At 42.3% G+C, this 14,929-nt stretch carries 8 protein-coding genes; 1 reads left to right on the forward strand and 7 read right to left on the reverse strand.

All coding sequences use genetic code 11. The features are described from left to right. Positions 1-160: 160 nt before the first annotated feature. The 7 genes from FN815_RS07115 to mdh form a co-directional block, all read right to left on the reverse strand. Positions 161-1,933 carry a sensor histidine kinase gene (locus FN815_RS07115; protein WP_142453939.1) on the reverse strand — a complete coding sequence of 591 codons (1,773 nt, stop codon included), beginning with the start codon at positions 1,931-1,933 and terminating at the stop codon, positions 161-163. Positions 1,934-2,551: 618 nt separating this feature from the next. Further along, positions 2,552-3,811: a GAF domain-containing sensor histidine kinase gene (locus FN815_RS07120; protein WP_142453940.1), complete on the reverse strand. Its 1,260-nt coding sequence runs from the start codon at positions 3,809-3,811 to the stop codon at positions 2,552-2,554. Positions 3,812-3,827: 16 nt separating this feature from the next. After that, positions 3,828-6,809, reverse strand: coding sequence for a PAS domain S-box protein (locus FN815_RS07125; RefSeq protein WP_142453941.1), 2,982 nt, complete (start codon positions 6,807-6,809; stop codon positions 3,828-3,830). Between the two features lie 193 nt (positions 6,810-7,002). Further along, a complete protein-coding gene (locus tag FN815_RS07130; RefSeq protein WP_221930269.1) occupies positions 7,003-7,266 on the reverse strand; it encodes a response regulator in 264 nt (87 codons plus the stop codon). 304 nt (positions 7,267-7,570) lie between these two features. Next, on the reverse strand, positions 7,571-8,221 hold the full coding sequence (locus tag FN815_RS07135) for a response regulator transcription factor (RefSeq protein WP_142453943.1): 651 nt from the start codon (positions 8,219-8,221) through the stop codon (positions 7,571-7,573). Positions 8,222-8,223: 2 nt separating this feature from the next. Then, the gene (locus tag FN815_RS07140; protein ID WP_142453944.1) at positions 8,224-11,334 is read right to left on the reverse strand and encodes a PAS domain S-box protein; all 3,111 of its coding nucleotides are present in this window, start codon (positions 11,332-11,334) and stop codon (positions 8,224-8,226) included. Between the two features lie 249 nt (positions 11,335-11,583). Beyond that, on the reverse strand, positions 11,584-12,540 hold the full coding sequence (gene mdh, locus FN815_RS07145; protein WP_142453945.1) for a malate dehydrogenase: 957 nt from the start codon (positions 12,538-12,540) through the stop codon (positions 11,584-11,586). A 368-nt stretch (positions 12,541-12,908) separates the two neighbouring features. Here mdh and FN815_RS07150 point away from each other — a divergent pair, with 368 nt between their 5' ends. Beyond that, the gene (locus FN815_RS07150; RefSeq protein ID WP_142453946.1) at positions 12,909-14,813 is read left to right on the forward strand and encodes an ABC-F family ATP-binding cassette domain-containing protein; all 1,905 of its coding nucleotides are present in this window, start codon (positions 12,909-12,911) and stop codon (positions 14,811-14,813) included. Positions 14,814-14,929: the final 116 nt, after the last annotated feature.

Raw genomic sequence — 14,929 nt, forward strand, 5'->3', positions numbered from 1 at the left:
ATGTTTTAAAAACTACTATTGGGCATAGCTAACTATCATTTATATATACCTTCAAATGATCATGTATTGTACTCTAAAGAAAAGATTTACACCGTGTTACACCAGCAGATACTATCCACATATAAATGAACCCGACAGACGGAGCCAACATAAGGCCCCCTCACTCCTCTGCCACAAACTGCATCTTAAACTCTGTGCCCTGCTCCTTATTATGCAAGCTATATTCAGCATTTAGTTTCTCAGCCATCATTTGGATAACGGTCATTCCCATGGAATCACCTTGTCCGCTTTTATAATCTTGGGGCAAGCCAACTCCGTCATCCCGAATACTGAGTTGTACCAGGTTTTCGTCTTCGTCTTGAATAAGCTGTAAGGTAATGGTGCCTTCTGCCCTGTTCTCGAAAGCATGTTTATGGATATTGGTAAGCACTTCGTTAGTAATGAGGGAACAAGGAAGCGCCTGGTCGAGACTTAATTTAACCGTCTCCAGCTGAAAATCGTGGGAAATATCTGTTCGAAGCTTATACGTCTTCCCAATATTCAGCGCCAGCAATTTAATACGCTTACTTAAATCAACCTGTGCATAATCATTGCTTTGGTACAACTGCTCGTGGATGCTTGCCATCGTGTGTATACGGGCAATACTGTCAAACAGGCGCTCCAGCACTTCCTCGTTATTTTCTTTGTAAGCCTGCAACTGCAACATGCCTATCAAGCCGGTCAGGTTATTTTTTATGCGGTGATGAATCTCGGCCAGCAAGGTTTCTTTCTCCTTCAGCGAGTCCAGTATCTTCCCTTGTTTTATTTGCCGTGCGGTGATATCGCGGGCATTTGATATGTAGCCTCTCACCGCGGGGTCATCCGTCAAATTTGTAATGGTAGCTTCCAGCCACCGCCAGTTTTCCGCCGAATCCTTAAAACGAAAAGGAGAAAGCTGTATCGACTTACCCGGTGCCAGTCCTTTAAACTGTTTGTAAATGCAACTTTTATCATCAGGGTGAATAAAATCAAAAGCATTGCGTCCTATAAAATAACCGGGGTCAATCGATAATACATTATATGCTGCCGGGCTCACATAATGATAATTGGCTTCCTCGTCCAGGATTGCCATCATATCGGTGCCGTTTTGCACCATGGCTTTAAATCTGCGCTCGTTATACTCCAGGTCTTCTTTGGCTTTACGGCGTTCGGTTACATTTTGGCTAATGCCATAGAAACGAACACAACGCCCATTTTTATATTCCGGCTCACCCGTTGCACGTATCCATCGTTCATCTCCCTGACCGCTAATAATTTTGAGTTCAACATCGAAAGGCTTTTCTCTCTCGATTGCATCCATGGCGGCTTTCTCAAATAAATCCCTGTGATAGCCTTCTTTAAATAGCTGGATAGTACTTCCTACATCCGGCTCGTAATCTTTACCAAAACCGTGCACTTCTTTGGTGATATCGGACCAATGCAATTCTTCCTCAATCATATCGTACTCCCAGGTGCCTATATCTGCAAGTTTGTATGCCTGGTCCAGTTTCGCTTTTTCTTCTTCTATTTGAGTAGCAAAAACACAGTGATTCAGCTTTTGGAGACACAGATGAAACACCATCGATACCGATTCTTGCTCTTCTTCACCAAAAGAGTCGGATTCTTTCTGCTTGTACATCCATAATTCAACCTCTGCTCCGTTTTTCAATTCTCCCGTCTGACCCAGATAATTCTTCGATTCCCTAAAATTCTCAGAGCGAAACGACTCATCCTTAATGAATATTTCCACAGAAAGCAGTGAAGGGTACGCCCAGTGGTCCATTATCTTTTCGATAACTTCAGCAGCCATTTCATTTGTGTTCATCGCCTCGTCGTCCAGCAGACAAATGCTGTTAAAAAGTACAGCTTGCTCCTTAAGTAATCGCTCTGTGCCAATTTGGGAGAAAGAACCCATCACATATTTTTTCCTGGGGATTTTTTTGCCTTAAATATGCGGCAAGTTTACTAATCCATAGCTAAAAAGGCCAATTAAAGGGCAGCTCATTATAAAATTAATTCAATATATGTCGAAGATTCCTGCCTGCGCGGGTATGACCTCCTGAAGCTTTCGATATTTTATTTAACCTTTTTTTGAAAGCAGTTTGTAGATAACATAAGGTTGAGATATAAATAACTTAGAGATAGGCTTATTATTTCGAGGCCGGCACTCGTTTAAATTAACGTCAGTTCAAAAGAAGAAATCAATTGCTCCGGCCTTCAGGCCGGTGATAGCATATCTTTTCTATAAAGAACCCGAATTTTGATGGCATTAAAGTCCAAACGTTTGTCGAGGGTGGACGACAAGAAACATATAAGGCAATACGATCAAAGCTTTGAAAAACGTGTCACCAGGTAGCTCTATTAGGGCAAAGCTTTGTTTATCTTGTCTTTCTTCACCGGCCTGAAGGCCGGAGCAATTCTGTAAAAGTTGAGATATTATCTCGAATTCACGTTAAATAGCAATTGCCAAAAAAAAGAGCCGCTCCGTATCAGGGTAGCGACTCTTTTGGGTTTTGGGGTATAAATGAAGTTCTTAAGCCTCTTCTGTTTCCGACAACGTTTGTTCAGGGATTTCAATTTGGAAGGTACTTCCTTCGCCTTCTTCAGTTTCTATGGCGATGGTTCCGTCATGGATATCTACCATTTGTTTAATCATAGGCAGTCCCAGCCCAGTACTTATTTCGCCTTGTGTTCCTTTCCGGCATTTTTCTTTATTCCGGGTAAATAAGTTGGATAATATATCTTCAGGAATACCAATCCCTTCATCAGTAACACGTCCCTTTAATATTCGTGGCGAACCATCCTCCACTTTAAATTCGAGAGTAACCTTATCTCCGTTTTCGCTAAACTTGAGCGCATTTGAAAGAAGGTTACTTACAATGAGCTTAAACTTCTCTTCATCCAGCTTAAATTCCATTCCGGACCCAAGATTTAGTACAATTTCAACTTCCTTGGTTTTGGCCATGGGTGTGTACATCTCAACAATATCACGTATAGTTTCTTCAACATGTACATTTTCAACATTCAACTTTGTGGTTCCTGAAAGTAAGGAATGACTGATGAGCTCGCTGGTGTAACTAATAAGCTTTCGGCCACTTCCTTCAATCATATCGAGGATACGGGATATTTCTACCTCTTCACCTTCCCAAAAATTCTTCAGATATCCGGCCGCCCCAATAATGCCATTCAAGGGGCTTTTGATATCATGATTGATAGCTTGTATAAGCTGCTCTTTTTCTTTGTTGAGATTTTCAAGGTGATGCTTTTGCTTTCTCAGTTCCAGCCGGGCCATTATCTCGTCAGCTATAGTGGCAAGTGCTTGCTTTTGATCATCACTGAGTTTTTTGGGCTTGGTATCCATCACACAAATAGCACCAATATTAGCCCCATTTGCACTTTTAAGCGGATAGCCACAGTAGGATCTTAAATCAGGATCCCCCTTCACATAGTCTTTGTTCTTAAAACGCTCGTCTTTGGAAAGATCTTCTATCTCAAAGTTACCTTCTTGCTTAATGGTATATTGGCATACCGTGTCAGAACGTTTGGTATAGCTTGCTGTGGGCATCCCCTTGGCGGCTTTGGTCCATTGCCAGTTATATCCCATTATATTCATCAATGACACCGGCGTGCCGGTTACGAGGGCCGCAAGCTCCACCAGTGAATCGAATTCTTTTTCAGGCATCGTCTCATAAATATCGTACTCTTCAAGCTGTGCCAGGCGCTCTTTTTCTTCTTCAGAGGGAACTGAATCTTGGGGTACTTTCTCAGGTAAATGATCTGTCAATAATTTCATATCTGCGGGGTTAGGCTTAGTTTAAACCGCTGTGAGGACCTTTTATTTCCCTCTTCGCGAAACTCACGGTAAGGGTCGGTTTTTCCTTATCATCAATGGTGAGTTCTCCGTCTATCTGCTTCAACAAAACATGAATCAATTCCATTCTTAGTTGTTTCTCCATCAGGTTTGTATCAGCAAATGAACGAAACAAATTCCCTCCAAAGTGGTCCGTTATGTTTATCTGAATACAGCTACCCAGGTCTTTCATGACCAATGACAATCTGTTTTCGTGTTTTGTTATATCCCCCTCCAACTCATCTTCTATACATGAGAGCAATTCATTTAACAACATACCGGCCGGTACGGCCTGGTTTACATTTAATACAACGTCATCAATCTTAATTTCTGATATAATTTCATGCGCTTTATACCCCGGCAGTTTGCTTTGATCAATCATCACACTTTCAATAAACTTTTTGAAGTTTACATGCGAGAGGCTGGCATTTTGATACAGCAGCTCATGCACTTTTGCGATGGTGGAGATGCGCGATTGAGAAGACTGTAAATGCTGAGATACTTTTTCATCGGTACTTCCAAACATTTCGAGTTCAAGTAAGCCCGATACAATAGCCAGGTTATTTTTTACCCGATGATGAACTTCATTCAGCAAAGTCTCCTTTTCCGCCAGCGATTCTTCAATAATCTTGCGGGCCTCAACCTGCTCGCTTACATCAATAGCCTCAATAATTACGCCGTAGATATTTTGAAGTTCATCGTGCAATGGCTTCACTACAAAATTGAGGTAATGCACGGTTTTTTCGCCGGTCTCTTCATTGTTAAAGTAGATTTTCTTTTCAGTGAAATGGAACGGCTTACCTTCCCGGTAACAGATATCAAGAAGCTCAAGAAAGCCCTGATCACTGAATTCCGGAATCACTTCAGCAATAGAATTACCTATTAGCTCGTCGCGACCAACCAGCTCTTTGTACCGGTCGTTTGCAAAAGTGTAGGTATGGTTTTTTCCTTCCAACGTTGCTATGGCTGAGGGTGCCTCCTCAAACATATCCTGCATGTGCAAGCGGGCTTTTTTCTCAGTCTCAAGGAGTTCTACGATTTGGTTCTCCAGCCGCTTCCGCTCGGATATATCCACATACATTCCAAAAATTGCGATCACCTCGCCATCGAGTTCTACAGGTACCCCGCCCACCAGCACAGGTATTTCTTTACCTTCTTTTGTTCTTCGAATCGTTTCGGTTTGAAAGGCATCACCTGTAAAACTCAGTTCGGAAAGTGTTTTAGCCTGCATACTCATAGAACTTGGCACTATGGTCTCGTCCAGCTCTACACCTACCAATTCATCATTGGTATAACCAAATAATTGTTCAAAACTTTCATTGAGCTCTTTCACCTTGCCCTTGGCGTCAATCAACACAATACCTATGGGAGAATTATCAAAAAGCTGGGTTAGCAATTGAGCGTTGCGGTTTCGCTCGTTTTCAATTTCTTTGAAATCATTTTGATTCAGGCCACTGCCTACAATAAAATGCTCACCATTCTGGAAAAAGCTTGTACCTGAAATTAAATAATGAAGCACTCTTCCTTCTTTGCTGACGCACCTGGTTTCAAGATTCACTCTTTCACCAGTAAACCCGCGGTTCAGGAAAAACTTAATACTCTCCCGATCTTCAGGATGCACAAGTTCCAGGATATTCAAATTTTCGAGCTCATCTGCGTTATAGCCAAAATCGTTTTCCAGCATCGTATTCCAGCGTATCAGCTCTCCGGTACTCTTGAATACAAAAAAGGAACTTGGAAGGCTTGAAATCGCTGATTCAGTAAACTCTTTTTCCTGCATCAGTTGTTGTTCAATGGCTTTCCTTTCGGATATATCCTTAATACTTACAATGGTCTTCTCGGTGCCGTCTTCCGCTTCAAAAATAACCGAGCTCACTTCAACAGGAATGGTGTATCCTTCTTTATGAGTAAAAAACACTTCACCTGTAAACTCACCGTTTTTACGGCGCTGCTTCAGGGCTTCACAATTTTCAGGATGCTTTACATCAAAAATGATGTCTCTTTCTTTATTTACAAGCTCCTCTTCGGTATAGCCTAATAAATCACAAGCAGCCGGATTGACCGCCAAAATGCGGCCATTCGGTCTGCCTATGATTGTTCCTTCCAGGGTATTGTTGAACTGCAGTTTGTACTGCTGTTCTGATTCTTTTAACGCCTGTTCTGTAATTTTTTTATTGGTGATATCCTTAAACACCCAGCTTGTAACAGGCTTTCCTGTTTCATTCCGAAACAGGATCACGCTCAATTCTATAGGCACTTCTGTGCCATTAGCCGTTTTAAGTACGTGCTCTCCTATGTAATTGCCTTCCCGGTTAATCTTCTTTTGGATCTCACCGGCATCCACTTCTACATCCAGGTAACTGGATATATTGGAATAGGTAATGTCATGAAGGCTAATCTCCAACAGCTTGCAAGCTTCGTCGTTGGCTTCGATAATAACTTCGTTATCATCGGCCACTAAAATACCGTACAAGTTATTCTGAAAGTATTTGGCAAGCTTTTCGCGCGTTTCCCTCAGATATTGCCGGCTGATAGTTTGGTTACTAATGTCTTCATATACTAAAACTGCACCGCTATCCAACCCTGTAGTGTTTATGGTTACACTAAACCAATGCTGTTGATTTTCCTGGCTGAGATTTATTTTTGCAGTAAAGCTTTCACTTTCACCATTCAATACTTCTTTTAAACCTAATAAAAGGCGAAGGGCAGAGTCACTGCCGCTCGCCAAAGGAGCTTGTAAACACGTTAATATGTTTTCATCCAAATAGGGATGGCTCCAGCTCTCTTGCAGTTCATCACTAAAGGCCTTCCATTTTTTATTAAATGCTACTACTAATCCTTCCGTATCAATTATTGCAACATGAGCATTCAAAGAATTTAAAATCACCCTACTCAACGGGTCGAGCTCAATAACCGTATATATATCATCTTGTCTTACCATATATTAAATTTTACCTACTCTCACTTTTGTAGTGTAATGCCAAAACCTTTATCAGCTATTTGCTGCTTGCTTTGTGACTCTTTATCAACTTAAGAAGCTTTTCATCCCGACAAATGACGTGAAAAACCTAATTTCAAAAATAGGCGATTTAACGTAGTTGTGATTTTTTTACCTAGGTAAAAACACGCATTCCTTATTCTGTGAAGCCATCGTATGTATTACCGTCCATCACCTGAGTTACTGCTTCTCGCAGCTTCTCCTCACTGGGGGTAATAGATAAAATTCCATTCGCACCAGCCTTGACGAGTGATTCTGTAAAGCGGGCGTGCGTGTAGCCATGCATTACCACTATTGGAGTGTTAGGGAATATTTTTTTTAGCCTGGCTACTTTTTGTGGGGCGTTACCCAAGCCCGTAGATGTATTGATATCTACAAAAACCAAATCTTTATCGCCCATAGTTTTATTATGCGACCTGGAAAAAAACTCAGATGGAGAAATAAATTCTATCTCTGAGTCAAAGTGGATGTTTAGCATTTCACTAACAATGCTATTGGTTTGATTCAGAGTACCTATGAACGCTATCTGCAGCATCAGACTCTTACTTTTACGGCGATGATTGACTTATTTCAAATCTAGCTGAAAATTCCAGCTCATCAATCAGTGATAAGGCCTATTTTTTAAAATTTTTATCTAGGTGTTTTTACCTACGCATTTTACTTATACCTATATACCTCAGGCCTGTTTTATAAATAGAGAAATGCTAATCCAACAGGTTATTCTTTAGCGCATATTTTACCAAACCAGCTGTATTTTTTGATCCTGTTTTTTGCAGCAGATTTCGGCGATGAGCATCTACTGTACGCACACTTACAAATAATTCGTCGGCTATTTCCTGATTGGTATATTCGTTTACAATTAGCTTTAATACTTCTTGTTCACGCTCAGTGATGTGTACATCTTCGGGTTGGTTTTTCTTAGATAAGTCCGGATTCACCAATTCCATTAAAATTGACTGGGTGGCGCCATCGCTAAAATAATGTTGTCCTTCCATTATTTGATTAACAGCTTTGATCAACTCATCCCGGCCCGCACTTTTTAAAATATAGCCTGATGCACCGGCTTTAATCATTTTTCGAATATGCTGGTCTTCGCTAAGCATCGTTAAAGCCAACACCTTAATGTCCGGGTATTCTTTTTTGATTTTCTTAGTGGCCTCAATACCGTCCATTTTGGGCATGGTAATATCCATAATTACCAAGTCCGGATTATACTTACCGCATGCTTCACAAGCTTCTTTCCCATTTTCAGCTTCACTTATGATTTCGAATCCCGGTTCATCTTCCAGTAATAATCTAATACCATCTCTTACAATCTCATGATCATCCGCTATGGTTATTCGAACATTAGCCATGTTTATTCACTTTTTATTGCATTCTGTTCAGGTATGGTTACACTAATAAATGTTCCTTCACCTGGTCGGCTCTCGATCTGTATTTCTCCCCCAAGAGCCCCTGCTCGTGTTTTTATTGTTTGTAATCCTAAACCAGGCTCAAAACCGGAAGATTCTATATCGAACCCCTTGCCATTATCATCAATAGTCAGCATCAAGTCAAGGTCATCTTTCACCAGCTGTATATTAATTTTATCCGCTTCGGCATATTTCATCACATTTGAGAGAGCCTCTTGCGTAATACGATACAAATTAAATTCCACTTCCCGCTTCAACTCCAGTTCATCCACATTATTATAAAAACTGATCTTAGCACCTGTAGAGCCCCGGTAATTATCCAGTAAAGACTCAATTGCCATCACCAATCCATAATCATCCACTACCCTTGGCAATAAGTTTCGGGAAATCTCAGACGTCTCGTTAACCGCATTCTTTAGCAGGTTCAGGCCTTTCTTGAATTGCTCTTTTTTGCGTTCCGTTAGTTGATCCGTTGCTGTTTCTACAGCCTCGAAATTCATCCGTGCAGCTGCAAGATATTGTCCAAGGCCGTCATGCAGCTCTCGGGCTATGCGAGCTCGTTCTTTATTTTCTCCCTCAACCAGAGAGGCCAGCACCATCTCTTCGGCTTTCTTTTGCTCAGTAATATCATTCACCAATATCAGCCGATAGTTTTGACCAAAGTAATTAATAGCAGAGCCGGTAATTTTCACATATATAATCTCACCCGATTTCGTTACATGTCTCCATTCTTCGGGGGGTGCAAATTTTTCTAAATGGCCACTGATTTCTTTATTAAATAATTCCAGATCTTCTTTAGGACGTATATCTCTAAGTGTCATCTCATAGAATTCTTTACGGCTGTATCCATAATGACTTATTGCCGCATTATTTACCTCAACAAATCGTAAAGTCTTGGGGTCGTATATCCACATGGGCAATGGACTTTTAAGAAATAGCAATCGATAGTTGTGCTCCGACTCCGCCAGCCTTCGTTCAGCCTTTACCTGCCTGGTTACATCTACCACGGTAGAAATCATCAGGTTTTGTTTTTCTACCGGTATCACTTTAGCGTTTACAATCCGCTCTTCCCCGCTCTGGGTTTGAATTTCGAGGCGCTCCCAGTGCATCCTTTCCGGGTTAGAAGAATTGATATCGGCTTCAATCATATCGTACATTTTCCTGCGGTACTCAGGCTCAGGGAATATACTTTTATAAAACGACTCCTCGTCATTCAGCACCTTTTGTGGCCAGCCATATATATCCGAGTACTTGTCGTTTGCCAGGGTGGATGCGCCTGTATCCATCATATTTACGGCCACACCAATGGGCAAATTTTGCAATGTGGTTTCAATGAATTCATTTCTCTCCTTTAGCCTTCGCTGAAATTCTTCCCGCTCGGTGATGTCTTGTATCGTTCCACTCATGGCTACCGGCGTGCCCTCTGTATCATAAATAGTTTTACCCAATTCCTGTAAGTGTACAATATCCCCCGTCCCCGGTTTTATGAGCCGGTAACGCACATTCATCGTGCCATTTTCCAATCCATCCTTAAAAACACGTTCGTATTCTGTTTTGTCATCGGGATGAATCATTGCCATCATTCCTTCAAAACTAGTATCGGCGGTTCCTTTTTTTATATCAACCAGGTTGTAAAATCCATCCGACCATATGGCTTCATCCAGCTTAAGGTCCCGGTACCAGTGTCCTAGGCCGGCAATTTCCTCTGCCTTTTGATAACGTTGAGTTACCTGTTCCAGTTTTTTCTGCTGCTGCACCGTATCCGTTACATCCTGTATGGTGCCCCTTATAACTTGCGGCTCGCCACCCTCCCCAAAATCTACCGTTCCAAGCTCTCTGATATAGGCTATTTCTCCACTTTTGGCTTTTTTAATTCGGTAATCTATTTCTAAGCGACCGGTTTGCTGGGCTTTCTCCACTTCTTCTGCAAAATAAGGCCAATCCTTTTCGTGAATTATTTCCTTCAATTTCTCAAAGCTTATGCCCTCTTCATTATCAAGTTCTGTCACTTCGTAGAAGCCATCAGAAACGGTACTTTCGTTCGTTTTTAAATTTCTTTTCCAGTGACCAATATTGGTGAGTTTTTCTGCATCGCGATAACGCTGGGTAAGTTCTTGCAGCGCGCGTTCTTTCTCTTTCAGGTTAGTAGTATCCAGGCCAATGCCAATAGTTAAGTCTTCTGTTACCTGAATATTTGTCCATGTGGATTCAATTTCTTTACCATCTTTCGTGTGCATCTTGAAATCCTTCCACTCGCCATTGGCTACCGCCATATGCTCTTCGGCTTTTTCCCGCCTGTCTTTATCCGGAAACATTTCTTCAATTAAATTAAAAGACTGCAAAGATCTATTTTCATACCCGGTCTTCTCCTCAAAGTATCTGTTTACCCGGTACACTTTGCCTTTGTTATCGTGAAGATTGATGAAAACAGGAATATTGTCGTAAATCTTTTTTAGTTCCAGCCGCTCCCGTTCAAGTTTTTCCTCCAATCTTTTTTGATCTGTCACATCCAAGCCAATCCCAACCAGGGTATTATCTGAAAGACGGATATTGCACCAGCGCTGGCTGCGTACTTCCCCGGATCTGTGCTGTACCTCAAATTCATACCACTCACCGTCTGCCTCCAGCATAACCTGAGCAGCTTTCCTCCGCATATTCGAATCCGGATAGCATTTCTCCATGAGATCAACTTCCTGCACGTCTTTGTTACTCCAACCCAGTTGTTTCTCAAAAGCTTTGTTTACCTTGATTTTATTTATCTCCGGATCAAACACACTTATCAAAATGGGGATATGCTCGAAAATACCTTCAAATAATTCCTTCTCAGAAGCCAGACGCTCATTGTTTATTCTCATCAGCACATAAAGAAACACACTAGTTCCCAATACATAAAAAATACCCTTATAGGTCTGTAGTTTGGAAATTAGCTGGGGATCTTGGGTTAACCAGATGAGAACTTTGTCAGAAACTAAAATCCATAGAAGAGCAAACACCAAATAAGCAAAGGTGATAGAAAATGCATTAAGTTCAAAAATCTTCAGAATGCGTCTCATCATGCAAATAATTATTGGCCTACAGATAGCTATTGGTTATTGTAGAACATCTGTTGCTTTAAAACAACCTTTTTTAAAAGCGCTTCCAGTCAATTCGCCTTGGTATACTTGCTCAACTCAATAAAAGAATGGATTAGTTTTTTAAACCCTTTGTTCCCGAAAACGTTCTTTAAAATAGAAATCCCTCACGCAAACAGAATTCACGTGAGGGATTAATGCAAGTAGTGAGGACCTTGTCCTCGCTAGTTTAGTTTACTTGTTCATTAGTTCTCTGAATTCATCCAAAGTACTTCTTACTGCTTTGGCTGATTCATTTAGAAGATCTTGTTCTTCTTCGTTTAATGCAACCTCAATTACTTCTTTTACACCACCGGTGCCTAATTTAACGGGAACACCGATGTAGAGGTCGTCAATTCCGTACTCACCGTCGATATGGGCACATACCGGGAAGATACGGTTTTGATCCAGCAGGATGGCTTCAACCATTTGGGCTGCAGCCGCACCCGGTGCGTACCAGGCAGATGTGCCCATGAGGCCTACAATTTCGCCTCCGCCTTTTTTGGCACGATCTACAATTTCCTGCAGACGATCTTCATCAATAAAATGTGTAATCGGCATTCCAGCAAGGGTTGTGAATCGAGGCAGTGGTACCATGGTATCGCCGTGTCCACCCATCAGCAGAGCCTGAATATCTTTTGGAGATACATCCAGTTCGCTGGCAATAAAGGCACGGAAACGTGCGGTATCAAGGATACCAGCCATCCCCATCACTCGCTCGTATGGCAAGCCGCTTGATTCTTTCGCTACCTGCACCATTACATCCAGCGGATTGGAAACCACAATAATAATGGTCTCAGGAGAGTGCTCAGCCAGTTTTTTACTTACATCCCCTACAATATTGGCATTAATTTCTAACAGGTCATCACGACTCATGCCAGGCCGACGAGGCACACCGGCTGTAATTACACAAACGTCAGATCCAGCAGTATCGGCATAATCCACAGTACCGTTTATACGGGTATCAAAAAGATTAACGGGTGCAGATTCCCATTGATCCAGGCCCCGGCCTTTGGAAGGATAAAATGTTTTATCGCCATCTTTTTTTTCGATGTCAACAGCTACAATCTCTTTGCAAATGTCGCGCTGTGCGAGGACGTCTACTACGGTTGAGCCAACGTTACCTCCAGCTCCAACTACGGTTACTTTCATGTTATTGTATTTTTTTGTTCGGATTCTGATTTGAAAACGTACGTCAAAAGTCAATTTTCAGGAGGCGGGCTGTCAACGTTACCGCCTCCTCAACACTGCCTATATAATTACGCTATAAATTATGAATTTTAGATGTTGATGTATAGAAATCGATTAGAGGTAATGTACCAATTTAAGGGCTTAAAAGAGAGCCTAAGCACTAACCTTACAATCATTTTGCCTTTTATTTATACTTCTCAAATTAAGCGGGCGTTTTAGTCTGGTTTGCAGTAATGATTGAAGTTTTACTAACCTCTGGGATCGTTCGATATTCTGTCTTTTTAATGCGTATTTTGATTATTCATAATGCTATCATCTAACTATTATTTATGACCTACCTCTCTACCGAGAATTTATCCAAGCATTTTGGCATTAAGCCGTTGTTTGAAAACCTCACATTTGGCCTTTCCAAAGGGGATAAAACCGCTCTGGTGGCCCCCAATGGCACCGGAAAATCTACCCTTCTTAAAATCGTAGCCGGCGAGATGGAACCCGATTCCGGAAAGGTAATGGTACGAAATGGCATACAGGTAAGCTTTTTGGCGCAGGAGCCGGAGATGGACGAATCTATGACCATCAGCGAATTCATTGCCCATGGCAAATCCGATAAGATCAAAGTGGTTCAACGATATGAAAAGGCCGTGCGTGATCAAGCGGAGGACTTCAACCCGCAAACCCAAAAAGAGTTTGAACAGGCTACCGCGGCCATGGACGCCAACGAAGCCTGGGACGTAGAACAACAGATGGAGCAAATTCTGGGTGTGCTTGATATTCACAACCTGGAGCAGTCAATCGCCTCACTATCCGGCGGGGAGCGTAAGCGTGTGGCCCTGGCTTTTGCCCTTCTTGATGATCCCGATGTACTGATTCTTGATGAGCCCACCAACCACCTGGATGTGGAAATGATTGAGTGGCTGGAACAGTATCTGGCCAAAAGTAATCTCACCTTGCTAATGGTCACTCATGACCGCTACTTCCTGGACCGGGTGTGTAATCATATTCTGGAGCTGGATGCCGGCAAGCTCTATCATCACAAAGGTAATTACGAGTATTATCTGGAAAAGAAAGCCGAACGGGAAGAGATTGAAGCAACCGAGATTGCCAAAGCCGGCAAGCTGATGAAAAAGGAACTGGAGTGGATGCGTCGCCGCCCCAAAGCCCGCACCACCAAGTCCAAATCACGCATAAAGCAGTTTCATAAAACCAAGGAAAAGGCAAACTCCCAAACTGAGGATGCCGAGCTGAAGCTGGAAATGAATATGAGCCGGATGGGCGGCAAAATCCTTGAGCTGAAGCATATCGATAAAAGCTTTGAGGATGGCGACCTCGTGATCCTGGATGACTTTAGCTATTCCTTTAAGCGGGGCGAGCGAATTGGCATCCTGGGTAAAAACGGAGCCGGCAAAAGTACTTTCCTAAAGATTATAACCGGAGAAGAAGAACCTGATAATGGCGAAGTGGAAACCGGCCAAACCATGGTAATCGGTCATTACCGGCAACAAGGCCTGCAGCTGGATGAAAGCAAGCGCGTGATTGAAATCATCAAGGAAGTGGCTGAAGTCATTGAATTGGCCAACGGCGATACCATCTCAGCCACGCAATTCCTGGAGCACTTCATGTTTCCCAAAAAGATGCAGTACACACCCGTTGAGAAACTGAGCGGCGGGGAAAAACGCCGGCTTGGACTGATGATGGTGCTCATGGAAAACCCCAACTTCCTGATCCTGGACGAGCCTACCAACGACCTCGACCTTATCACCCTGAATAAACTGGAGGAATTCCTGTTAAACTTTGGGGGTTGCCTCATCATCGTTTCTCACGATCGCTTTTTCATGGATAAACTGGTAGATCACTATTTTGTATTTAAAGGAGGTGGAGAGATTGAAGACTTCCACGGCACCTATGATGAATACCGGGAGCAAACTTTATTGGAAGCGGCTGAATCTTCTTCGGCCAGCAACAAATCCAAATCTTCTTCCTCATCAACCTCTGGCAACCAAAGCTCCGACTCCGATCAACCCAAAAAACTAAGCCATAACGAGCGGCGTCAATATCACAAGTTGGAAAAAGAAATCGCCAAGATGGAGGAACAAAAAGAATCCATGGAGGCCAAATTGAGCAGCGGCGAACTGGACTACGAAGAGTTGAGTGAACTCTCCAAAGAGTACGAGCAACTAAAAGGGGAGATTGATGAAAAAACAGCTGTGTGGTTTGAACTAGCAGAACGGGCTTAATCTACATTTCCGTACTGCACCTCTACTCTGTGCTCTATTTCAATTTCCATAAAATCCGGTTCCCCAAAAATTCCGCAATATGTTATATTAAATGAGATGTTTAACCATAAGCTTTT

This window comes from Gracilimonas mengyeensis, assembly GCF_900182705.1.
Taxonomy (GTDB): domain Bacteria; phylum Bacteroidota; class Rhodothermia; order Balneolales; family Balneolaceae; genus Gracilimonas; species Gracilimonas mengyeensis.